General features: G+C 39.2%; 23 protein-coding genes. 22 read left to right on the top strand and 1 reads right to left on the bottom strand.

All coding sequences use genetic code 11. The annotated features are described in order from the left end of the window. Nucleotides 1–19: 19 nt before the first annotated feature. The 3 genes from DVW06_RS10910 (at nt 20) to DVW06_RS10900 (ending at nt 4,433) form a co-directional block, all read left to right on the top strand. Nucleotides 20–1,660, top strand: coding sequence for a dihydrolipoyllysine-residue acetyltransferase (locus tag DVW06_RS10910; RefSeq protein WP_021150950.1), 1,641 nt, complete (start codon nt 20–22; stop codon nt 1,658–1,660). 7 nt (nt 1,661–1,667) lie between these two features. Further along, nucleotides 1,668–3,074 carry a dihydrolipoyl dehydrogenase gene (lpdA, locus tag DVW06_RS10905; protein ID WP_003127217.1) on the top strand — a complete coding sequence of 469 codons (1,407 nt, stop codon included), beginning with the start codon at nt 1,668–1,670 and terminating at the stop codon, nt 3,072–3,074. A 165-nt stretch (nt 3,075–3,239) separates the two neighbouring features. Beyond that, nucleotides 3,240–4,433, top strand: a complete 1,194-nt coding sequence (locus tag DVW06_RS10900; RefSeq protein WP_005472525.1) for an MFS transporter — start codon at nt 3,240–3,242, stop codon at nt 4,431–4,433. A gap of 111 nt (nt 4,434–4,544) precedes the next feature. On the opposite strand, the gene DVW06_RS10895 is transcribed toward DVW06_RS10900, so the two are convergent. Continuing rightward, the gene (locus tag DVW06_RS10895) at nt 4,545–5,069 is read right to left on the bottom strand and encodes a type 1 glutamine amidotransferase domain-containing protein (protein WP_003127221.1); all 525 of its coding nucleotides are present in this window, start codon (nt 5,067–5,069) and stop codon (nt 4,545–4,547) included. A gap of 368 nt (nt 5,070–5,437) precedes the next feature. Between DVW06_RS10895 and DVW06_RS17525 the strand changes: the two genes are divergently transcribed. The 19 genes from DVW06_RS17525 (at nt 5,438) to DVW06_RS10800 (ending at nt 22,612) form a co-directional block, all read left to right on the top strand. Beyond that, entirely contained in the window at nt 5,438–5,590 is a 153-nt protein-coding gene (locus DVW06_RS17525) for a hypothetical protein (protein ID WP_003127222.1), read from the top strand. A gap of 494 nt (nt 5,591–6,084) precedes the next feature. Continuing rightward, nucleotides 6,085–6,279: a hypothetical protein gene (locus DVW06_RS17520; protein ID WP_231450629.1), complete on the top strand. Its 195-nt coding sequence runs from the start codon at nt 6,085–6,087 to the stop codon at nt 6,277–6,279. Between the two features lie 64 nt (nt 6,280–6,343). Continuing rightward, nucleotides 6,344–6,826: an MGMT family protein gene (locus DVW06_RS10885; protein WP_003127225.1), complete on the top strand. Its 483-nt coding sequence runs from the start codon at nt 6,344–6,346 to the stop codon at nt 6,824–6,826. A 241-nt stretch (nt 6,827–7,067) separates the two neighbouring features. Beyond that, complete coding sequence (locus DVW06_RS10880; protein WP_029486895.1) at nt 7,068–7,340, top strand: UPF0223 family protein; 273 nt, start codon at nt 7,068–7,070, stop codon at nt 7,338–7,340. Between the two features lie 9 nt (nt 7,341–7,349). Next, entirely contained in the window at nt 7,350–8,117 is a 768-nt protein-coding gene (locus DVW06_RS10875; protein WP_003127227.1) for an inositol monophosphatase family protein, read from the top strand. 128 nt (nt 8,118–8,245) lie between these two features. Continuing rightward, on the top strand, nt 8,246–10,075 hold the full coding sequence (gene typA, locus DVW06_RS10865; protein ID WP_003127228.1) for a translational GTPase TypA: 1,830 nt from the start codon (nt 8,246–8,248) through the stop codon (nt 10,073–10,075). A gap of 243 nt (nt 10,076–10,318) precedes the next feature. Beyond that, nucleotides 10,319–11,692, top strand: a complete 1,374-nt coding sequence (rlmD, locus tag DVW06_RS10860; RefSeq protein WP_005472529.1) for a 23S rRNA (uracil(1939)-C(5))-methyltransferase RlmD — start codon at nt 10,319–10,321, stop codon at nt 11,690–11,692. 424 nt (nt 11,693–12,116) lie between these two features. Beyond that, a complete protein-coding gene (locus DVW06_RS10855) occupies nt 12,117–12,779 on the top strand; it encodes an rRNA adenine N(6)-methyltransferase family protein (protein WP_005472531.1) in 663 nt (220 codons plus the stop codon). 819 nt (nt 12,780–13,598) lie between these two features. Next, nucleotides 13,599–14,444, top strand: a complete 846-nt coding sequence (locus DVW06_RS10850) for a sialate O-acetylesterase (RefSeq protein WP_227173559.1) — start codon at nt 13,599–13,601, stop codon at nt 14,442–14,444. A 48-nt stretch (nt 14,445–14,492) separates the two neighbouring features. Further along, entirely contained in the window at nt 14,493–15,023 is a 531-nt protein-coding gene (locus tag DVW06_RS10845; RefSeq protein WP_003127233.1) for a PadR family transcriptional regulator, read from the top strand. 471 nt (nt 15,024–15,494) lie between these two features. Further along, a complete protein-coding gene (gene map, locus DVW06_RS10840) occupies nt 15,495–16,259 on the top strand; it encodes a type I methionyl aminopeptidase (RefSeq protein ID WP_003127235.1) in 765 nt (254 codons plus the stop codon). Between the two features lie 510 nt (nt 16,260–16,769). Beyond that, nucleotides 16,770–17,237: a MarR family winged helix-turn-helix transcriptional regulator gene (locus DVW06_RS10835; RefSeq protein WP_238696180.1), complete on the top strand. Its 468-nt coding sequence runs from the start codon at nt 16,770–16,772 to the stop codon at nt 17,235–17,237. After that, nucleotides 17,224–17,763, top strand: coding sequence for a flavodoxin domain-containing protein (locus DVW06_RS10830; RefSeq protein ID WP_003127237.1), 540 nt, complete (start codon nt 17,224–17,226; stop codon nt 17,761–17,763). Before DVW06_RS10835 ends, DVW06_RS10830 begins: the two co-directional genes overlap by 14 nt. Nucleotides 17,764–18,171: 408 nt before the next feature. Next, nucleotides 18,172–18,996, top strand: a complete 825-nt coding sequence (locus tag DVW06_RS10825; protein WP_003127239.1) for a prenyltransferase — start codon at nt 18,172–18,174, stop codon at nt 18,994–18,996. Nucleotides 18,997–19,032: 36 nt separating this feature from the next. Next, on the top strand, nt 19,033–19,521 hold the full coding sequence (locus DVW06_RS10820; protein ID WP_003127241.1) for a GNAT family N-acetyltransferase: 489 nt from the start codon (nt 19,033–19,035) through the stop codon (nt 19,519–19,521). Nucleotides 19,522–19,663: 142 nt separating this feature from the next. Continuing rightward, nucleotides 19,664–20,203 carry a DUF1697 domain-containing protein gene (locus DVW06_RS10815; RefSeq protein WP_003127242.1) on the top strand — a complete coding sequence of 180 codons (540 nt, stop codon included), beginning with the start codon at nt 19,664–19,666 and terminating at the stop codon, nt 20,201–20,203. Nucleotides 20,204–20,445: 242 nt separating this feature from the next. Then, the gene (locus DVW06_RS10810; RefSeq protein WP_137264631.1) at nt 20,446–21,438 is read left to right on the top strand and encodes a serine hydrolase domain-containing protein; all 993 of its coding nucleotides are present in this window, start codon (nt 20,446–20,448) and stop codon (nt 21,436–21,438) included. Nucleotides 21,439–21,573: 135 nt separating this feature from the next. Continuing rightward, nucleotides 21,574–21,996: an SRPBCC family protein gene (locus DVW06_RS10805; RefSeq protein WP_003127244.1), complete on the top strand. Its 423-nt coding sequence runs from the start codon at nt 21,574–21,576 to the stop codon at nt 21,994–21,996. Nucleotides 21,997–22,111: 115 nt separating this feature from the next. Continuing rightward, complete coding sequence (locus DVW06_RS10800; protein ID WP_137264630.1) at nt 22,112–22,612, top strand: GNAT family N-acetyltransferase; 501 nt, start codon at nt 22,112–22,114, stop codon at nt 22,610–22,612. Nucleotides 22,613–22,687 lie beyond the last annotated feature (75 nt).

Here is a 22,687-nt window from a genome sequence, read left to right as displayed (position 1 = left end):
AAGAAGGGAAGAATAGAAAATGGCATTTCAATTTAAATTACCGGATATCGGTGAAGGGATCGCAGAAGGCGAAATCGTAAAATGGTTCGTTAAACCCGGCGATACCATCAATGAAGATGACACTTTATTGGAAGTTCAAAATGACAAATCAGTTGAAGAAATCCCATCTCCAGTCACAGGTACTGTAAAAAATATCCTTGTATCAGAAGGAACAGTTGCCAATGTTGGTGATGTATTAGTAGAAATCGATGCACCTGGCCATGAAGACAATGAAGGAGATGCAGGTGTGGCAGCGCAAGCCCAAACTCCTGCACAACCAGCTGCTGTTCCAACAACGGGAGCTGCATCTGCTGGTTCTTCAGAAGGCGAAGGCGTATTCCAATTCAAATTACCAGATATCGGTGAAGGAATTGCAGAAGGCGAAATCGTAAAATGGTTCGTTAAAGCTGGCGACACCATCAATGAAGATGATACTTTATTGGAAGTTCAAAACGACAAATCAGTTGAAGAAATCCCATCTCCAGTCACAGGTACTGTAAAAAATATCCTTGTATCAGAAGGAACAGTTGCTAATGTTGGTGATGTATTAGTAGAAATCGATGCTCCAGGACACAACAGTGCACCAGCTGCTAGTTCTGCAGCGCCAACTGCAGCGCCAGAAAAAGTTGAAACTTCTGGCTCAGCAAGTGTCGTTGAAGCTGCTGATCCAAACAAACGTGTATTAGCAATGCCTTCTGTCCGTCAATTTGCTCGTGAAAAAGATGTCGACATCACACAAGTAACTGCAACTGGCAAAGGTGGCCGCGTGACAAAAGAAGACATTGAGAACTTCCTATCTGGTGGCGGAGCTTCAGCAACTGCAGAAGCAGCAGCTCCAGCAAAAGAAGAAGCACAAGCACCAGCAGCTGAAAGCAAACCAGCAGCACCAGCTAAAGCCTTCAAGTCTAACTTGGGTGATTTAGAAGAACGTGTAGCATTAACTCCAACACGTAAAGCAATTGCGAAAGCAATGGTCAACAGCAAACATACAGCACCTCATGTAACATTGCATGATGAAGTAGAAGTAACAAATCTTTGGGATAATCGTAAGAAATTTAAAGAAGTTGCTGCTGCCAATGGTACAAAACTTACTTTCTTGCCATATGTTGTAAAAGCATTGACTGCTACAGTCAAAAAATTCCCTATCTTGAATGCTTCAATCGATGATGCAAAACAAGAAATTGTGTACAAAAACTACTACAATATCGGTATTGCTACGGATACGGATCATGGGTTATATGTACCAAATGTCAAAGATGCAGACCGCAAAGGAATGTTTGCTATCGCTGATGAAATCAACGAAAAAGCTAAACTTGCTCATGACGGCAAACTTTCTGCAGATGACATGCGCAATGGAACGATCACTATCAGTAACATTGGTTCTGTAGGTGGTGGCTGGTTCACACCAGTAATCAACTACCCTGAAGTAGCTATCTTGGGTGTTGGTACAATCGCGCAACAACCAATCGTCAATGCTGAGGGCGAAATCGTTGTCGGCCGCGTAATGAAACTTTCATTGAGCTTTGACCACCGAATTGTTGATGGTGCAACAGCGCAACAAGCAATGAATAATATCAAACGTCTATTAGCTGATCCAGAGCTATTAATGATGGAAGGATGATTAACAAATGGTAGTTGGAGATTTTGCTGTTGAATTAGATACAGTTGTAATCGGTGCGGGACCTGGCGGCTATGTAGCTGCCATCCGCGCAGCGGAAATGGGACAAAAAGTTGCGATCATTGAAAGAGAATACATTGGCGGTGTTTGTTTAAACGTTGGTTGTATCCCTTCAAAAGCATTGATTGCAGCAGGACATCATTACCAAGAATCACTAGATTCGACAATGTTTGGTGTAACAAGCGAAAACGTATCTCTTGATTTTGCTAAAACACAAGAATGGAAAGACAACAAAGTTGTGAAAACATTGACTTCAGGTGTTGGCTTCCTATTGAAAAAACACAAAGTTGAAACAATTGAAGGGGAAGCTTTCTTTGTTGATGATCACACATTACGTGTGATTCATCCTGATTCAGCTCAAACTTATTCTTTCAATAATGCAATCATCGCGACAGGTTCTCGCCCAATTGAAATCCCTGGTTTCAAATTCGGTGGACGTGTGCTTGATTCTACTGGCGGATTGGCATTGAAAGAAGTGCCTAAAAAATTCGTTGTTATCGGTGGCGGTGTCATCGGTTCTGAACTTGGTGCTGCTTATGCAAACCTTGGAGCAGAAGTAACGATTCTTGAAGGTTCTCCTCAAATTTTGCCAACTTATGAAAAAGATATGGTTAAATTAGTTGAAGAAGACTTCGCTAAAAAAGGCGTAACGATCGTTACTAATGCAATGGCTAAAGAAGCTGTTGATAATGGCGATAGTGTAACGGTTAAATACGCTGTTGATGGCAAAGAAGAATCAGTGACAGCTGACTATGTGATGGTTACAGTTGGTCGACGTCCGAATACAGATGACATGGGCTTAGAGCAAGCCGGTGTCGAAGTTGGCGAACGTGGATTAATCACAGTTGACAAACAAGGCCGTACGAACGTATCAAACATCTTTGCAATCGGAGATATCGTACCTGGTGCAGCACTTGCTCATAAAGCAAGTTATGAAGCAAAAATTGCTGCTGAAGCCATTTCTGGTAAAAAAGTTGCTGTTGATTATAAAGCAATGCCAGCGGTTGCCTTTACTGATCCAGAATTAGCTTCTGTCGGTATGACGATCAAAGATGCAAAAGATGCTGGAATTGAAGCGAAAGCTTACAAATTCCCATTCTCTGGAAATGGTCGTGCATTGTCTCTTGGTAAAACAGAAGGATTTATACGCTTAGTAACAACAGTAGAAGACAATGTGATCATCGGTGCGCAAATCGCTGGTTTAGGTGCAAGTGACATGGTTTCAGAATTGGCTCTTGCAATCGAATCAGGTATGAACGCAGAAGATATCGCGTTAACGATCCACCCACATCCATCTTTAGGTGAGATCACCATGGATGCTGCTGAGTTGGCATTAGGCTTACCAATCCATATTTAATGATAGAAGACTCGTTCATCCTTTCGATGAGCGAGTTTTTTTATGTGATCAAGTATCAGTGAATGGCATAAAATACTGACGGTTGCCTACTTGATTGCTGTAGCAAATCTGTCTGAATTATGCTATATTAAGTTGCTATCTAAAACGGATGAAGGCGGGGATTGTATGCGTAAACAATTGGGTGGGAAAACGATTCGTCTCTATTATACAAGTCTGCAATTTCTTTATTGGATGATGTTTTGTTCAATTTATGGATTTGCCACATTATTTCTGATTTATTTTAAGATCGATCCAGCAAAAATCGGTGGGATCTTAGCACTTATCAATATTTTTTCAGCCGCGCTTCAGCCTTTCATCAGTCAAGTGATCATTAAAAGAAAAAGGATTCCCTTGATTGCTGTCCTAAAAGGGATGACACTGAGCCTGATTATCGCTCTTCTAGTAGGGTTATTACTGCCAGCACTGACGATTATCAGTTTTATCATTGGTGCAATCGTGCTAGTTTCCATGCAGTCATTTATCAATGCTCTTGCATTTGAGTATGTGAACACCGGCTATGGGATTAATTTTGGTTTTTCGAGAGCAGGCGGTTCACTAGGATATGCCGCAACTTCTTTCTTATTAGGGCAGTTGTTGGCGAGCTATTCTGCTGCGCTTCTCCCAATAATGGCATTAGTAGAAGCAGGACTGTTTTTTGTCCTCTTACTTTTGCTGCCCACAGTGAAGACAAGGGTTCTGCCGTTGAAGATAGAAGAGAAGCATTCGGGTGGGTTAGGAAAAAAATATCCTTTTTTACTTTTGTTATTCATAGGATTCAGCTTTCTGTTCAGCTTTCACACAATGATCAATAGCTTCTTGGCACAGATTTTTGCTTCGATCGGAGGCGGCAGCAAAGAAGTAGGAATTTCATTAATGATTGCTGCATTATGCGAGTTGCCAGGAATGATATTCTTCGAACATTTGGTCAAAAGAAAGTCCAGCAAGTTTTGGCTTTTGTTTTCTAGTATCGCATTTGCAGTCAGAGGAGTAATGATGTTGCTTATCAGCACGATTGTTATGATGGAAATGACACACCTATTGCAGGGCTTTAGTTTTGCTTTATTTATCCCAGCGTCTGCTTATCTCTTCAATCACGTATTGGCAGATGAAGATCGGGTATTTGGACAAACGCTGATCATTATTGCGACGACATTAGGCGGTGTGCTGGGGAATATCTTAGGCGGCAGCCTTTTACAGAACTTCGGTGTCTGGCAGATGTTATTGTGCGGCACGTGCTTTGCTTTGATTGGAGCGTTATTGACGCTATGGGGGATCCGTAAGCTGCCAAAGGCCTCTGCTGTTTCCGATCTTTCCGAATAGCAGACAAGGAATGACAAAAATAGCTAGAGCAATGTTCAAAAATGATAACGAAAAAGAGTGGCGATGATTGTTCGCCACTCTTTTTCGTTAAAGTGAATCAGCCTAGCCGGGTTATTTCTTTTCTAAAACAGCGATGAATTCCCGCATATAATCGGGCAGGTCAGGTGGTCTACGGCTTGAAACGATATGACCGTCGGTGATAACTGGTGTATCCACCCAAGTAGCTCCGGCGTTTGTCATATCGTCTTTTATGCCAGGGGTGCTAGTCACTTTTCTTCCTTGCAATATATTCGCGGAAATCAAGACCCAGCCGGCATGACATATTTGACCAATGACTTTTTCTTCTTTGTCCATTGCTTGAACAAAAGAAATGACTTGTGGGAATCGGCGCAGTTTATCCGGTGCCCAACCGCCAGGGACTAAGATGGCATCATAATCAGCCACATGGATGTCGTCAAAAGCAAACGCGGATTCTGCAGGAACTCCGTATTTTCCTTTATAGCTTTTATGGGCTTCTTCGCCAACTAAATCCACTTGAGCGCCTTCTTCTCGCAAACGGTGAACAGGGTACCAAAGCTCTAAATCCTCGAAATCATTGTCGACTAACGCGATGATTTTTTTATTTTCTAAGCGCAAATGAAATCCTCCTTTATTCTTGCTATTCTTACTGTAACATCAAGGAAAAGGAAACACCAAAAGAATGCTTTTCAAGAAAGACGACTAGCATTTATCTGTAAAGTTTAGCCGCAAGAGTAAAAAAAGCAGTCGTTAAAGAAAATAGAAGATCAATGAAGGGATAGTTCTAGCAGTGTAAGCGTTGTAACGAATAATAAATTAGGTCATAATCAAAGTAACCAATAAGTCTTAGCAAGCCTTAACAAGTCTGAACAGATCTGAACAGATCTGAACAAGTCTGAACAGATCTGAACAAGACTGAATAGGAGCGTGAAAATAGGGAACCTTTTGAAAAAGCTAGACAATCTATTTACCAGAATGTACGTCCATTGGAACTTGCACGCTGGCAGATTCATTTTGAAGACGGTAGTCGGGAGAATGTTTTACAGATGTTAGAGGTCTATCAAAACGAGGATGGCGGCTTTGGTCACGGCTTAGAGCCAGACAATTGGAAACCCAACAGCACCCCGATTGCGGCGTGAGCTGCCTGCAGTATTTTATGAGAGATCAATTGCCTTGATGCTAAAAATCCTATATTACAGGGGATCTTGAGGTAGTTGTCCAGTGGGAAAGATTTTTCTGAAGGGAAATGGCGGAACCAAGTACCTCCGACTGCTTTTACCCCCATGCCATCTGGTGGGAGAGTCCTGTAGGTGTGCCGGCTAATAATCCCACCGTGAGTTTTGCTGGTATGATCATCCGCGTGGAAGCTACTGGTTTATCTCAACAAACGGAGGGAATCCTTCAAACCGCCATTGAAGCTTTCTCAATGAGACAACGATGATAGGCATACATTAGTCGTTTAATTGGAAATGCTAAACTATTGTAAAAAAACACATGATCAACCTCTTTTGGAGAACATAAATTTTCAAGAAGTGTTGTTCCAACAAATTCGTCAAACCGTCTCGAAAGACCCAGAAGAATGGTTCACTTCTTACACCAGCAAACCATCGGACTTTTTTTCTCGAAAGAACAAATGCTCACCATTTTTGATAAAGAACTTTGTCAGCAAGAAGCCGCTAAAATCTCAGAGAACCAGCTAGAAGATGGTTCTTTCCCTATTCCATGGCAATGGGGCACAGAATATACAAAGTTTTATATCAGCGTGAATTGGTGGAAATCCGTTCAGATCATCAAGAATTTTTTATTTTTGCATGCTTTTTCAAAATAATTTGAAGCTTCTCATTGCAGTTTGATTTAGAAGGCGGTACTTTGAAAGTAAAGGAGGGACTAGTATGGTCGATGAAAAAAAGAAAGATTTCAATAAGATGCTCCATGAGACGAAAGGAATGCCGAAAATCAAGCAAATCATAGATGAAAAGAGTATTGAGAAATATGGGGGAAAGAGAATGCTTTTGGCTCCTCCAGTGGATTACAATCAAATCATGGGGCGTATCCCATTAGGCCAAGTGATGACGATTAGTAAGATTCGCGAGTATCTGGCAGAAAGGTATGGCGCCGATTTCACAGATCCAATCACCGCGGGTATTTTTGTTTCCATCGCAGCATGGGCTAGTGAACAAAGAAAAACAGATAAAATTCCTTTCTGGCGGACATTAAAAGCGAATGGGGAGTTAAATCCTAAGTATCCAGGCGGAATCGAGAAACAAAAAAGCGCTTTGGAAAACGAGGGACATACGATCCTTATTAAGGGAAGAAAAAACCTACGCTATTATGTTAAAGACTTTACTGAAGTTCTAGCACAACTATCTAAATGAACCAACGTGGAATGAGTTAAGGTATCTCGTATTTTAGTTAGAGCTAGGACTAAGCTCGATTAAGTCTGTAAAAGGCGATATAGCCTAGGCATCATGGGGTCTTCTTCAAAACATTCGTTCATTTTTTTTAAATAGGGGGTGCATCTCTCATTGAGAGCTGTTCTCTTTTATTTTGCGACAGAGTCTCTGACCAATTTGTATTTTTATGGTACACTGAATAGGACGAATAGGGGTGATTAAAATGCGTGATTATCAATATCCTCTAGATCTGGACTGGTCAACAGATGAAATGGTTATTGTAATGAATCTATGGGATCGCTTAGAACAAGCCTACGAGAAAGGGATCCCGGCAGCGGAGTTTTTAGAAGCTTATCAGCAGTTTAAGAAAGTTGTGCCAAGTATTGGGGAAGAGCGCCGTTTAGGCAGAGATTTCGAAGACTTGAGCGGATACTCATTGTATCGAACGGTTCAAGCGGCTAAGACGACAAGCGGTAAACTGAAAATGAAGGAGTAGAAAGCAACCATGCAAGAAATCGTTAGTGAAATCCATAGCTGGATGATTGCAGCAGGGGAAAAAATCAAAGAAAACCTAAATAAAGAGTCTCTGATCGTTGAAACAAAATCAGGTCGGAAAGATTTGGTGACTGAACTGGATAAGGCGACGCAGGATTTTCTAATTGAGAAGATTCAAGCCTTTGACCCAGAAGCAAAAATTCTAGGGGAAGAAAATGGTTTAGATCGACTTTCAGATTTTAGTGGACGAGTATTTATCATTGATCCTATTGACGGAACCATGAATTTCGTGTTGGAAAAAGAGAATTTCTGTATCATGATTGCTGTATATGAAGAAGGCCAAGGACGTTTTGGCTTTGTTTATAATGTCATGAAAAATGAATTTCTTTGGGGTGGTCCGGAAATTGGGGTCTTTTGCAACGGAAAAAAAATCGATCCGCCGAAAGATATCGCTTTAGAGGAAGGATTGATCGGATTAAATGCGCCCATGTTGATGCATAATCGTCATCATGAAGTCGAAATGAGTGAACGGGCACTAGGTGTACGGATGACCGGTTGTGCGGGCATCGAATTGATTGCGCTGGTCTTAGGTCAGCGCGCAGGCTATATTTCCAACCTAGCGCCATGGGACTATGCCCCTGGCGGTATCTTAATGGAAACATTAGGTTTGAAGATGGCGAATATCACCGGAGAGGAACTTGCTCTAGATGGTCGGGAATTGTTTATTGGTGGCACACCAACAGCCTTTCAAGAATTATTGACGATCGCAAATCAATAAATGACGAGCAGATATCTACGGGTATCTGTTTTTTTCTGTAAAAATGAAAACTTTGCACTATATTTCAGAAAGAAATTCTGGTATAATGGCTTGTCGAGTGCAATGTCACCAAAAAAGGAGTTTATAAATTGAATATTAGAAATGATATCCGCAACGTCGCTATTATTGCCCACGTTGACCACGGAAAAACTACATTAGTTGATGAATTATTGAAACAATCCCAAACGTTAGATAGCCATACCCAATTACAAGAACGGGCGATGGATTCAAATGCGATCGAGAAAGAACGTGGTATCACGATCTTAGCAAAAAATACGGCCGTTGAATACAATGGCACAAAAATCAACATCATGGATACCCCAGGACACGCGGACTTCGGTGGAGAAGTGGAACGAATCATGAAAATGGTCGACGGTGTTGTCTTAGTTGTTGATGCGTATGAAGGAACGATGCCGCAAACACGTTTTGTTTTGAAAAAAGCGTTGGAACAACATTTAGTGCCAATCGTTGTTGTAAACAAAATTGATAAACCATCTGCTCGTCCAGAACACGTTGTCGATGAAGTGTTGGAATTATTTATTGAATTAGGGGCAGATGACGACCAATTAGATTTCCCAGTCATTTACGCTTCTGCAATCAACGGTACATCTAGTGCATCAGACGATCCAGCTGATCAGCAAAAAACGATGGCGCCATTGTTCGATACGATCATTGAACACATTCCAGCACCAATCGACAACAGTGACGAACCTTTGCAATTCCAAGTATCATTGCTTGATTATAATGATTATGTTGGACGTATCGGAATTGGCCGTGTCTTCCGCGGATCAATCAAAGTCGGCGACCAAGTTGCATTGATGAAATTAAATGGAGAAGTCAAAAAATTCCGTGTAACGAAACTTTTCGGTTTCTTTGGTTTGAAACGTTTAGAGATCCAAGAAGCCAAAGCCGGTGATTTGATCGCGGTTTCCGGAATGGAAGATATCTTCGTTGGTGAAACAGTGACACCAATTGATCACCAAGATTCATTACCTGTGCTGCATATTGATGAACCAACATTGCAAATGACATTCATCGTGAACAATTCTCCTTTTGCTGGTCGTGAAGGAAAATTCGTTACAGCACGTAAAATCGAAGAGCGCTTGATGGCTCAATTGCAAACAGACGTGTCATTGCGTGTTGATCCAATTGGACCTGACTCATGGATCGTTTCTGGCCGTGGAGAACTTCATTTGTCGATCTTGATCGAAAATATGCGTCGTGAAGGCTTTGAATTGCAAGTTTCTCGTCCAGAAGTCATTGAACGTGAAATTGATGGCGTGAAATGTGAACCATTTGAACGTGTTCAAATCGATACACCGGAAGAATACATGGGATCAGTCATCGAATCATTGGGCATGCGTAAAGCAGAAATGCAAGACATGATCAATACAGGAAATGGACAAGTGCGGATCATTTTCTTGGCACCTGCTCGAGGATTGATCGGTTATACGACAGAATTCTTATCTATGACTCGCGGTTACGGCATCATGCACCACACCTTCGATCAATATTTGCCAATGATCCAAGGTCAAATCGGTGGTCGTCATCAAGGCGCACTGGTTTCTATCGATACAGGTAAAGCAACGACTTACTCGATCATGAGTATTGAAGAACGGGGAACTGTTTTTGTTGAACCAGGTACCGAAGTATACGAAGGAATGATCATTGGTGAAAACTCTCGTGACAAAGACTTAACCGTTAATATCACGAAAGCAAAACAAATGACTAACGTTCGTTCAGCAAACAAAGACCAAACATCCGTTATCAAGAAACCTCGCATTCTTTCTTTGGAAGAATCATTGGAATTCTTGAACGATGATGAATACTGTGAAGTAACCCCAGAAAGCATTCGTTTGAGAAAACAAATCTTGAACAAGAGCGAACGGGAAAAATCACAGAAAAAGAAAAACAGCTGATAAATAAAACACCTAAGGAAGTCTAAGACTTCTCGTGTAGATGATTTTCCGAAGGATGGAAAAGGAATTGCTCTTGTGGTGCAGCGGCTCTTCGCCGCAGAGCCTAAAAGCAATCAGCCGATTCTATCCTTCGGATGTTTTTTGTTCAAAATGTTGGCGAAGAGCCATCATCGAAATAAACAGCGCTTGCAATTTCAGTGATTCCTTTTTAAAATGAGAAAAGCAAGTACAAAGGAGAAACCTATGAAAAATTATCCTGTTAAGAAGAATCAGGAACTTGAGGTCGATATTTTAGATCTTTCCCATGAAGGAAACGGCATCGCCAAAGTCGATGGCTATTTACTTTTTATTGAAAACACATTACCCGGCGAACGTGCGTTAGTCAAAGTGTTGAAAGTTGGCAACAAATTCGGTTTTGCCAAAGTGATGAAACTGTTACAAACGAGTCCAGATCGTCAAGAACTGCCTAATGAAGATTTGTTGCGAACCGGTATCGCACCTTTGAGTCATTTGAAGTACGAAAAGCAATTGGCATTCAAACAACAACAAGTAGAGAATGTTTTAGCAAAAGTCGCGAAAATGCCGCAAGTTGAGGTATTGCCTACGATCGGCATGGAACAACCTTTTGGCTACCGTAACAAAGCGCAAATTCCCGTTCAAAAAATCAAAGGGCAGTTGACTACTGGTTTTTACCGCAAAAATAGTCATACCTTGGTGCCAATCGAAGATTTCTATATCCAAGATCCGGCGATCGATCAAGCGATCGTAACCGTGCGGAACATTTTGCAGCGTTTTAACGTCAAAGCCTACAACGAAGAAGCTCACGAAGGCTTTTTACGACACGTTGTGATCCGTCGCGGACACCACTCAGGAGAAATGATGGTCATTTTAGTCACACGAAAAGCGAAGTTTTTCAAAGGAGAAGAGATTGCTGAAGTCATTCATGAAGAGCTTCCTGAAGTAGTATCGGTGATCCAAAATATCAATGAAGAAAAAACCAATGTCATCATGGGTGATGTAGAGAAAGTCCTTTATGGAAAAGCTTCGATTGATGACCAATTGTTCGATAAGACGTTCCAAATCTCTGCCAAATCTTTCTACCAAGTCAATACGGCCCAAACAGAAGTGCTGTATCAAAAAGCGTTTGAATTAGCAGATCTACAGCCGGATGACATTGTCGTGGATGCATATGCCGGAATCGGAACCATCGGAATCAGTTTAGCTGATCGTGTCCAAGAAGTTCTCGGAATGGAAGTTGTTGCTGAAGCGGTCGAAGATGCCAAAGCAAATGCTGCGAGAAATGGCTTAGAAAATGTTCATTACTTTGTAGGCAAAGCGGAGAAGATTATGCCTCAATGGTTACGTGAAGGCATTCAGCCAACTGTTGTCTTTGTCGATCCGCCAAGAAAAGGTCTAGAAGCTAGCTTTATCGAGACAACAGCTGCGGTTAAGCCAGAGCGCATTGTCTATATTTCTTGCAACCCAGCCACACTAGCACGTGATCTAGCGCTATTTGCAGAAGAAGGCTATGTGACAAAACAAGTCCAGCCAGTTGATCTATTCCCACAAACCACTCATGTTGAGTGTGTTGTCTTGATGTCAAGGGTGGAGAAATAGGACTTTTCAAAGCGCTGATAAATAAAGGGTTTCCTGACATTGAACTTTTCTCACGGCTACTTTGCCGAGGATGTTAATGTCGAGAAACCCTTATTTATATTCTTTGAGGAAACATATCTACCGCAAAAATGTTCGTAAGGTTGTGGAGACAGATTAGATAACTTCATGAGGTTGTGGAGATAGGATAGATGAAACATTCCCTACTTTTGAAATGAAGGGCTATTCTTATCCCAATATTTAAGATATACATATCATAATATTTGAGTTGAAAAAGTAATTACATTTCAAGTGTAAATAGTCATTCCTATAGACTGATTTTCTTGGTATTATAAAAAGAAAAAGCAGGTGTGGATATGGAAAGTGAAGATAAAGTACAAAAACAGCCTATGGACTTTTATAATATGTCAGATTTTTTGTAGGTAGTTTGAACTTTAAAGAAGATGATCTTGTCTACGAGATAGGTACTGGAAAAGGTCATTTAACGGAATCTTTAGCAAAACGAACGAAAAAAGTTATCTCTATAGAGAAAGATAAGTATTTAACTGAAAAAGCGAAAAAGAAGTTAAAAACGTACGCCAATGTGCGAGTATACCACGTGGATGTTTTGAAATACTCGTTTCCCAATAAAGATATACAATATCGGGTGTTTGGAAATATTCCATTTAACATTAGTACCGACATAGTGAGGAAAGTTGATTTTCATAGTCGTGCATATCAAATTGATTTGATTGTTGAGTATGGTTTTGCTTTACGACTGATGGATACATCAAGATTACTTGGGGCTCTTTTGTTGCCGGAGGTAGAAGTCCATATACTAAAAAAGATTCCGAATTATTATTTTCATCCTAAACCAAATGTTCAATGTGCATTGGTTCGTTTGGTACGGAGATCAAATCGTTTCAGTAAAAAAGAAATAGAGGAATATAAAAAATTTATTGAAGCGTGGATATCGGGGAATATTCATTTGATATTTACAAAAAATCAATTGAGAAGATCGTTAGCGAAAGCTGGAATTACTACAGAAAAGCAAATAAATTATTCTCAAGCTCTCTCTCTTTTTAAAAGCTATAGATTATTTAAAGGATGATGTAGTCGTCAAACTATATTAAAGAAATAAAAACTAAAGATTAAAGGTAGAATGATAAATTTATTTACTAACTATACTTTTAGTTTAAAAGAGTGAGTTCATTGTTAAGGAATGCTGATGAATCAAAAATCAGCATTTCATGTCAAGAGGATAATAGGGATAGGGGATATCTATACTCTATCCCTATTTTAATGTTTCAGAAAATTACATTGTTGAGAATGGTTTATCAGTTTTAAAAGTGATAGAATCAAAAAAGGCAATGTCTAGTGTTAAGGCTTGTTTCATTCATTAACCATATGATAATTTCTTGCATTTATATATTATCTGTCTGTTTTCTATAAAATCAGATTTGTTTGTTACTATCTGTTATTCTTGATGTAAACTTTACCACATTTTTCCATCATTTGTTGAGTCATAAAAAATAATTAAAAGCTAGTGAATGTGTTCCCTCTTATCGATAATATCAAGAAATAAATTAAATTATAGTTTACTGAAAATTAATGCCAACTGGGGTTTGAAGTAACGTATTTCCCTTAGTCGGCTATTTTTTACGATTAATTAGCTCAGAAATCAATTGGAGAGCGTAAATGTAAAAATAATGGATGAATAGGTCTCAGTCTCGTCAAAAAATATTGTTGACAATAAGTCTAATTAGACTATAATGTTTATATGATATTCGTCTAATTAGACTATGATCATTTTTATAACTCAAGAAAATTGAACGAAGCAGTCAATTAACTGAGTATCTCCACAGTATTTATTGAAGCTTGGAAGTATTTCTTCGTAAATAGCCAATAGAAAGAAAGGATGAAGAAAATGATGAAATCATTTTTAATGATAGGACAATCTAATATGGCAGGGCGAGGGTTCATCCAGGATGTACCTCCCATTTATAATGAAAAAATTAAAATGTTGCGTAATGGAAGATGGCAAATGATGACGGAACCCATTAATTATGATCGCCCTGTTTCTGGAATCAGTCTAGCTGGTTCCTTTGCAGATGCATGGTGTCATGAAAATCCAGAAGAGACGATTGGCTTAATTCCTTGTGCGGAAGGTGGCAGTACGCTGGATGAGTGGCATGTAGATCAGGCTCTTTTTAGACATGCTATAACAGAAGCAAAATTTGCTATGGAGAATAGTGAATTAACAGGAATTCTTTGGCACCAAGGAGAAAGCGATAGTATGAATGGGAAGTATAAAGTCTATTACCAAAAATTACTTTCAATTATGAAGGCTTTTAGAGAGGAATTAAATGCCCCCAATATACCGATCATTATTGGTGGCTTAGGAGATTTTCTAGGTAAAGAGGGGTTCGGAAAAAATTGTACAGAATATAATTTCATCAATCAAGAATTGCAAAAATTTGCTTTCGAACAAGATAATTGTTACTTTGTCACAGCAGAAGGTTTAACATCTAATCCTGATGGTATTCATATCGATGCAATTTCACAAAGAAAATTTGGCTTACGATATTTTGCAGCTTTCTCTAATAGGCAGCATATATTAAATCCATTAAATAATGAAAATGAATGGACCAAGCTTCATAATGAACGACCACATACCCAAACGGAAAAGATATATATGGCAAGTCTGGAATTGGCGTTAGGCAAAATTTCCTATTCTCAATTTGAAACACATCTGAAACAAATCTCTAAGGGGTAAGGTGTAGCATAATAGTATATGAGTTCGAGGTGTGAGGAGGGCATTTTTTTGATTCCACTACTAATTTTAGGTCTATTAAAGCAAAAACCGGGTTCCTATGGGTACGAATTATTAGCTTTAATGGAGGATCGTCACTATAAATATATCGTAAACTATACAAAAGGATCCTTCTATTATAATCTGCAACAATTAGAAGAAAAGCAATATATTAAAAAAATTGATCAACTGGATGACACGAGAGAAAAGCATAATTATATCATTACAGAACGAGGAAACAAAGAATTCGAAAAATTAATGGTAAAGTATGGATCTAAGACCGATTATATCAATTTCTCTTTTTATGCAGCGATGTTATTTGCTAACGAATATAAAAAAGAGGAATTTATAAAGCTAATAAAAATACAAATTGAACAAACGAAAAAGAAAATTTTTTTATTAGATCAAACACTTCAACATAATGAAGCTATCCCTACTTATTTTAAAAAGATGTTGGAAAATTCCCGTTCTCATCATGTCGTAAACGTGCAATGGTTTGAAGAATTATTAAAGGATACTACTAGTGAAAGCACATCTAAATAATCGAACACACCCCAGAAAGAAGACATCTAGCTATTATGAAGCTTGAGGAGGATTTGTTTTGCTGAGGTCTATCGTTATCAAAGAAATTGAAAGCAAATGGACAGAATCTATCTTTCTAAAGAGAATGAAGGGAAAAGGGATAGTTGGTATATAGCATTTTTAAATATCAAAAGGAAAGATGCCATGAGGATATTAGAGCGTCCATTCGAGAAAACGGATTTTTATCAGAGCGAAAAGAATGTTATATGATATTTATTGATCTGCTCCAACGGACGACGCTCTCCTAAAAAAGCCATCGTATACTGCTATGTTTCCTAGGATGTAAAGAATAAATCTTCTTCTTTTTTGGACTGCAGAGAAATAAAAAGGCTACTCGGCATTCTGGCTGAAAGCTTCGGTAGAAATATGGGAATTAAATCAGTTTGAAACTTTGCAACAAAATCTTATAAAAATTTGAAAGCGGGAGTACACATGATTACCTTAAAATCTAAAAGAGAAATTGAGTTGATGGCTGAATCTGGATCGTTATTAGCCGATGTTCATATCCATCTACGAGATTTTATCAAGCCGGGAATTACTAGCTGGGACATTGAAGTTTTTGTGCGTCAATACATCGAAAGTCATGGAGGTATTGCTGCCCAAATTGGATTTGAAGGTTATAAGTATGCTACATGTATCAGTGTGAACGACGAAATTTGTCACGGATTTCCTAAAAAACAAGTCTTAAAGTCAGGTGATTTGGTTAAAGTTGACATGTGTGTCAATTTAAATGGCGCGATCTCGGACTCTTGTTGGGCTTATGTAGTAGGTGCAAGCACACCGGAAGTTGACAATTTGATGGCGGTAACTAAAAAAGCTCTTTATCTTGGAATCGAGCAAGCACAGGTTGGTAATCGGACTGGGGATATTGGTCATGCGATACAAGCTTATGTAGAAGCACAAGGGTACAGCGTCGTACGAGATTTTATTGCTCATGGAATTGGACCTAGTATCCATGAGGAACCTTTCTTTGCTCATTATGGGACACCTGGGAAAGGGGTTCGTCTGAGAGAGGGAATGGTCATCACGATTGAACCCATGGTGAATGTAGGTGATGGGCAAGTAAAGATGATGTCTAATGGATGGGAAGCAAGAACTCTAGATGGCAGTTTAAGTTGTCAATATGAGCATAGCTTGGCAATCACTAAAGCTGGGCCGTTAATTCTAACATCTCAAGGAGAAGAAGGAACTTATTAAACGAAATATATGATTTATAAATCGGCATTAATGGATAAGGATAGAAAAGTATTTTTATTTTAGCGGCAACCGGTGCTCCTTTTCTTTTATCCAATAAATCGCATGAAAAGAACGATTTTTCGTAATTTCATACGACTTTTTCTAGGGACTTATGTCACAGCTCCTTTGCGCAGACAGTACGATTGGTAGATATGTTCCCGTCTACCGATAGCCCCAAAAACGCAGTAGATATGTTTCCGAGAACGGGCAGGTTCGAATGACATTCATTCTGTCCTCTCAAGCCATGTGGAATGTGTGGTCTTGTTGACCAAGTAAGATTAAACAAATATCAGAACGACTCAGGAAATATCCTGAGTCGTTCTTTTTAAGTAGATGAACAAAAGCTAGCGATTACGAGAAGAAGGCGCATTTTAATGTAATAAACTAAACGCGACAACTTAATCTTGATAATAAGCAATAGGTTGCATATAATATAGGTAACCTATTACCTATTGTGAAAGGGAAATGCTGATGGAGGCCCCAGAAAATCCTAGACATCTATTATTTGGTGGAACATTTATTCTAGCGAACAAACTCCAATTTGCAGGAGACAAATCTGTCACTGGATTAACCACGAAACAATGGTTTTTACTAATGAATCTTAGAGAACTTTCTAAAGTGAGTGTACCTAGTGTCAATGAATTAGCGAGTACGATGAATACATCAAGACAAAATATTGCCAAGATGCTCGACACAATGGAAAAAGAAGGACTTGTATCAGTTAGTCAAAGTGCCCAAGATAAGCGAGTCAAAGAAGTTTTTATAACAAAAAAAGGACAACAATTGGCAAAACAAAGTGAAAAAGAAAGTCAAGATTTTCGAGATAAAGTTTTTACAGGAATAACAGACAATGAATTGGCAATTGCTTCTCAAGTCACACTAAAAATGATAGAGAATCTGGAACGCATAATCAAGGAGATGGATCATGATGAAGGATAACCTAGCGGTTGTATACTTTTCTAAACATGGGATGACAGAAAAATATGCCAGATGGATTGCAGAAGAGTTGAACGCAGCACTTATCGACGGGAAAAAAGTCAAAGACGTAGAATTGCGTAAATATTCATTTGTCATTTTTGGCGGTCCTATTTATGCTGGGAAAATCACTGGTGTTGATTTACTGAAACGAAACCTTTTCGATCATCTGGTTGTATTTACAGTTGGTCTGAGCGATCCCGTCGGTACGGATTATGCTGATTTAGATAAGAGTCTTCAAAAATTAAAAAGCATTCCCGAAGGTATTTTTCATTTTCGAGGCGGAATCGATTATACACAATTAAGCATGGCAAATAAACTGCTGTTAAAAGTGATAATAAACTCGTTAAAAAAAGTACCTGATGCTGAACTTACTTCGGAAAACAAAGCATTGATCGAAACATATGGACAGACGGTCGATTTTAGTGATAGAACCGCTATTGAACCGTTGGTAGCTTATGTAAGAAAGTTAGTTGAGAAGGAAAGTTAAACTGATAAAGTCATACACTTAATGAGGTGGATGATTCATCTTACATATGGATTGAATGGATTGTTAAAGACGTCTCTGCAAAAGAGTCGTCTTTTTGTTTTCAAAGGCAAACCAATTTAATCAAAATTGGTAACTTCTGAAGTAGATGATTGATTCATTCTCCATTTTACTTTCAAACAGGGAAATAGTAAACTTGAGGAAAATCAATGCGATAGTTTTTCACTCACCGTTCAAGACATTCGGTTGAAAAAATAACAAAAATCCTGCAAAACGGATGCTTATCGGGTTTTCTTCGAACAGGATTGACCAGAGAAACAAGGAGAGTTGCTAGAGACGTGCTACTAAGTTTTTTTACAGGAAATCCAGTTTATATTTGCTTGCAGTCTAATTTAGGCAGAGGAGAAGGCTATGGATAAACTTTATTTGGAAGACATAGAAGAGATTATCGCACATCGATACGACAATGGCGCCGATTACTGGACGACTGAGGACCGAAAATTATTGAAAGGGGCTCCGTTTACCACGTTAGAAAGTCCAATGTACTTACTTGAACTGGGAGTGTCTCCCCAGGATGCGATCCTAACAGAAACAGCGGAGCTGATTTTCAGCACTTGGAGAGAAGATGGTCGTTTCAAAACTTCCCCATCTGGTGGGCTGTATCCTTGCCATACGGCGTTAGCCCTAAGGAACCTGTGTGTTCTCGGTTATGCGGAAGATCAACGGCTTCTTAAGACCTTCGACTATTTTATTTCCACACAGCAAGAAGATCGGGGTTGGAAATGCAACAAGTATAGCTTTGGTCGAGGACCTGAAACGGAGCATTCTACACCGATGACGACTTTAACGTTATTAGATGCCTTTCGCTATAGTCCATTCGGAAAGAATCAAGCGGTTATCCATCCTGCGATCGAGTTTCTGTTGACGCATTGGAGACTGAAAAAGCCAATCAGTCCTTGTCATTATGGCATTGGCACGCTGTTCATGCAGACGGAATATCCTTTTAGGGGATATAATCTCTTTTATTATCTGTATGTTTTATCCTTTTACCCTTATGCGAAACGAGATGAGCGCTTTTTGGAAGCGTTACACCAATTTGAAACAAAATTAGTAGAGGGCAAAGTCATTGTAGAACGTGTTGTGCCGAAGTTAGGAAAGATGAATTTTTGTAAAAAGGGACAGGCCAGTCAATTAGCAACGAAACGTTATCAAGAAATATTAACCAACTTAGCATAGCATTTTTGGCAATTCAGCAGAACAGGAGGCAAGAAAATGACAGAAACTTGTTTGACACTTCGTCCATTGACCAATGAGATCGAACTAGTCGATCGCTGGTTAAGAAAAGAGTATATCAAGAAATGGCTTGGTTCGGCAGAAGATTGGTTGACGGAAATCAGAAATGAAACAGGAGAATTTGATTATATCCATCATTTTATCGTCCTTCTTGATGATAAGCCCATCGGATTCTGCCAATATTACGTGTGTGAAAAGACCGTTAAAGGGTACCCATGGGAACATGAGCCGGCTGGAACATTTGGCATTGATTATTTCATTGGGGAAGAGACGTATCTCAAAAAAGGATTTGGAAATATGTTGATCAAAGCACTCGTCATCCATATCATGAGCCATGAACAGGCTCGTCGAATCATTGCAGATCCAGTGCCAGAAAATCAAGTTTCAATCGCTGTGTTGGAAAAAACGGCTTTGAATTGGATGAAGGAACTGGGCTTTATTTCAAAGATCTTTCAGAATGAATGTTGAAAAGCAAGGCAGTTACGAAAACTATGCTTTTTATCTAAGAAGTAAATAGGTGTGTTGAAGCGGACTAGAGACGAAAAGAACTTTTCTTTAAAAGTGTTCTTGGTGCAGAAACGAAAGTGAACCTGGTAAAGGAGTCAGAAGAATGGATCGATATGTTGCTTTATTAAGGGGAATCAATGTCGGCGGGAAAAATAAGTTGAGTATGTCTGAATTAAAAGAAGAATTAAAGAAAGACGAATTTACAGATGTTGTCACTTATCTAAACAGTGGCAATGTTATCTTTTCCAGTAACAGAGAGGACCCACAGATTTTAGCCAATAAAATGAGAACAAGGATCAAGCTCGGCTTTGAGTTAGACATTCCCATTCATGTGATTTTACAAGCCGAACTAAAAGAATTATTAGCAAATGCTCCTGAATGGTGGGGAGATGAGAACAAAGAAATTTATGACAACGTCATATTTATGATGAAGCCATTGTCTTTTGAAGTTTTACTGACTGAGATTGGTGAACCAAAAGCGGACTTTGAAAGAGTGTATCCTTATAAAGACATTGTCTTTTGGTCCTTTATTCGCAAAGAACATCAAAAAACAAATTGGTGGGCAAAGACCGCAAAGCCAAAGGTAAAGGATCAACTGACCATCCGAACAGCCAATACTGTAAGAAAAATTGTTGACATGTGATCAAAGAAAGTCCTGTCAATTATTGGCTGATTCCGCTCTTAAACTCATTGTGAAAGGTTTAGGTAGTGTTCTCTAATTACTGGGTTTTATTGGTCATAAATTGACTTTGAGTGTCGCTTTTTTCAAAGCATGGAAGAAATCAATTGAATGCAAAACTATTCTGAAAATTTTAATTCTCCGAAGAAGGAGCCTTGTAATCTATTTTTAATGGATTTATGCTTATTCTTGAAAGGAGAATGATGATGAAAAAAGCAGAATTGCATGAGTTGATTACGAGTACCCAGCCAAATATTTGTCAAATTGTTGCTTACAAGAACCACGAAGAAGTCTATTCAGATGAATGGAATCATTATCAGAGAAATGATACTTGCCATGTGATGTCGGCGACAAAAAGCGTAGTATCGTTGTTGATCGGAATCGCCATCGATCAGGGAAAAATTTATAGTATTGAAGATAAAGTCCTTGATTATTTTCCTGATTATAGCGTGAAACGAGGCGAAAAAACGATCTATGACGTGACCATCAAACACTTACTCACCATGCAGGCACCTTATAAAGGAAAAGGAGATCCTTGGACAAAAGTCTGTACTAGCCAAGATTGGACGAAAGCTTCTTTAAACTTTTTGGGTGGAAGAAAAGGGTTGACGAATCAATTTGATTATCGAACAGTTTGTCTGCATATTTTGACTGGTTTATTATGCCAAGCAACAAAAATGACCACGGTTGATTTTGCAAACAGCTATTTATTTGAACCCATCGGCGTTAGTCGACATCACAATTACCATGCCGAAACAGCAGCAGAACACAAGCAGTTCACTATCGGAAAAGAGCCAAAGGAGCCGGTTTGGTTTTGTGATCCATTGGGTGTTGGTACAGCTGGTTATGGTTTGTGCTTGTCAGCCAGCGATATGGCGAAAATTGGCGAACTCTGCTTGAACCAAGGCCGACACAAAGGAAAACAAATTGTCTCTGCTGAATGGATCGCAGAAATGAGTACACCAACGCAGCCAGCTCTAATCCAATTTCAGCAGATGCACTATGGGTATTTATGGTGGATACTAGACCCAAAGCAGAATGTCTATTCAGCAATTGGCAATAGCGGCAATGTCATTTACGTTGATTCGAAAAACAAACTGGTTATTGCTGTAACCGCGTATTTCAAACCTACGGTCCTTGATCGGGTCGACTTTGTAGAAACGTATGTGAAGCCATTTGTCCTGACAGAAATAGTCTGAGCCCTTCACTTATTGAAGGGACGAATGGAAAGGAGCGGCGACTGCGTTCCATGAGAATCTTCTTAAAAGAACGTTGAACGAATGAGCATTTCTTGGACAGATACCAACACAAATTAACGATAACGGAGGAACTCTATGGTCAAGGCAACGATTCGTGCCAGTATTGATCAGGATATCCAAAAGATATGGCAAATTGTCACCAATCTTCAGGACTATTCCTGGCGAAGTGATTTAAGTAAAATTGAGGTGATCAATGAAAGGCAGTTTATCGAATACACAAAAAGCGGGTATCCCACAACATTTACGATTATCGACAAAGAGCCTTTCACGTTGTATTCATTTACGATGGAAAACACAAATATGCGAGGGCGTTGGCAAGGAAAATTCACCAAATCAGGTGCTCAGACAGATATGATCTTTACGGAAGAGGTAACGCTGAAGAAGTTTTATTTGAAACCATTTGCTAAAAGATATTTGAAGAAGCAACAGGAGAAATATCTCGCAGATTTGACAGCAATCCTAAAAAGAGAGAAAGAAGTTACGGAAAAATCCCATTGAAATGTATTTCGTTGCTGGCTGCCAACCGCAGCAGACTGCAGCACATCAAGCATAGAACAGACAAGAAAATGACTTGAGACAATCACAAAAGAAAAAGTTTTAAAGGAGTTGACCAATGTTTACTTTCGAGAGAGTGACTGACGCAAATGAACAGGAAGCTGTTTCCATCTATTTAAATAATCAGCCGTACTTTTCTTTAACGGATGATGTGGCTTCCTTGCAGTTATTAAAACAAGATATGGTAGATAAGCCTGAATCAGTAAAGAAAGAAAATGAACGCTTTTTTTTAGTTAGAAAGGATACAAAGCCGGTGGCGATCATTGACTACTTAGTTGACTATCCAGAAGAGCAAACCGCTTATATTGGATTATTGCTGATCAATGAAAAGAGGCAAGGACACGGGAAAGCAATCGTTCATAAATTAGAAGAAATTCTTCTTTCTGAAGGGATGACGAAACTAGCCTTGGCCGTTTTATTGAATAATCAACCAGCGGGTAAATTTTGGCGATCGTTAGGTTTTCGGCCCACTAAAGAAACCATTGCTCAAATGAATCAAAAGAAAGTCAAGGTTCTTTCTTACGAAAAAATTTTTGTTCACCCAAGATCAAGGAACTAGCGAGTCTATTTTCAATAAGCAAAACGTCAGTTGACTCTCTACTTGAGATAAGGGTCAAGATGCAATGAGGAGGGG

The sequence above is a fragment of the Enterococcus sp. ARL09-542 genome (assembly GCF_005234805.1).
In the GTDB taxonomy this organism is placed as follows: Bacteria; Bacillota; Bacilli; order Lactobacillales; family Enterococcaceae; genus Enterococcus_D; species Enterococcus_D gallinarum.
This window is presented reverse-complemented; position numbering and strand designations above follow the sequence as displayed.

Excerpts from the sequence above, each read along its gene's own strand:
- DVW06_RS17520 (WP_231450629.1), top strand. The coding sequence starts at position 6,085 with ATGCTCACCATTTTTGATAAAGAACTTTGTCAGCAAGAAGCCGCTAAA.
- DVW06_RS10800 (WP_137264630.1), top strand. The coding sequence starts at position 22,112 with ATGTTTACTTTCGAGAGAGTGACTGACGCAAATGAACAGGAAGCTGTT.
- DVW06_RS10820 (WP_003127241.1), top strand. The coding sequence starts at position 19,033 with ATGACAGAAACTTGTTTGACACTTCGTCCATTGACCAATGAGATCGAA.
- rlmD (WP_005472529.1), top strand. The coding sequence starts at position 10,319 with ATGAAAAATTATCCTGTTAAGAAGAATCAGGAACTTGAGGTCGATATT.
- DVW06_RS10885 (WP_003127225.1), top strand. The coding sequence starts at position 6,344 with ATGGTCGATGAAAAAAAGAAAGATTTCAATAAGATGCTCCATGAGACG.
- DVW06_RS10825 (WP_003127239.1), top strand. The coding sequence starts at position 18,172 with ATGGATAAACTTTATTTGGAAGACATAGAAGAGATTATCGCACATCGA.
- lpdA (WP_003127217.1), top strand. The coding sequence starts at position 1,668 with ATGGTAGTTGGAGATTTTGCTGTTGAATTAGATACAGTTGTAATCGGT.
- DVW06_RS10805 (WP_003127244.1), top strand. The coding sequence starts at position 21,574 with ATGGTCAAGGCAACGATTCGTGCCAGTATTGATCAGGATATCCAAAAG.
- DVW06_RS10830 (WP_003127237.1), top strand. The coding sequence starts at position 17,224 with ATGATGAAGGATAACCTAGCGGTTGTATACTTTTCTAAACATGGGATG.
- DVW06_RS10910 (WP_021150950.1), top strand. The coding sequence starts at position 20 with ATGGCATTTCAATTTAAATTACCGGATATCGGTGAAGGGATCGCAGAA.
- DVW06_RS10875 (WP_003127227.1), top strand. The coding sequence starts at position 7,350 with ATGCAAGAAATCGTTAGTGAAATCCATAGCTGGATGATTGCAGCAGGG.
- DVW06_RS10835 (WP_238696180.1), top strand. The coding sequence starts at position 16,770 with ATGGAGGCCCCAGAAAATCCTAGACATCTATTATTTGGTGGAACATTT.
- DVW06_RS10880 (WP_029486895.1), top strand. The coding sequence starts at position 7,068 with ATGCGTGATTATCAATATCCTCTAGATCTGGACTGGTCAACAGATGAA.
- DVW06_RS10815 (WP_003127242.1), top strand. The coding sequence starts at position 19,664 with ATGGATCGATATGTTGCTTTATTAAGGGGAATCAATGTCGGCGGGAAA.
- DVW06_RS10850 (WP_227173559.1), top strand. The coding sequence starts at position 13,599 with ATGAAATCATTTTTAATGATAGGACAATCTAATATGGCAGGGCGAGGG.
- map (WP_003127235.1), top strand. The coding sequence starts at position 15,495 with ATGATTACCTTAAAATCTAAAAGAGAAATTGAGTTGATGGCTGAATCT.
- DVW06_RS10810 (WP_137264631.1), top strand. The coding sequence starts at position 20,446 with ATGAAAAAAGCAGAATTGCATGAGTTGATTACGAGTACCCAGCCAAAT.
- DVW06_RS10900 (WP_005472525.1), top strand. The coding sequence starts at position 3,240 with ATGCGTAAACAATTGGGTGGGAAAACGATTCGTCTCTATTATACAAGT.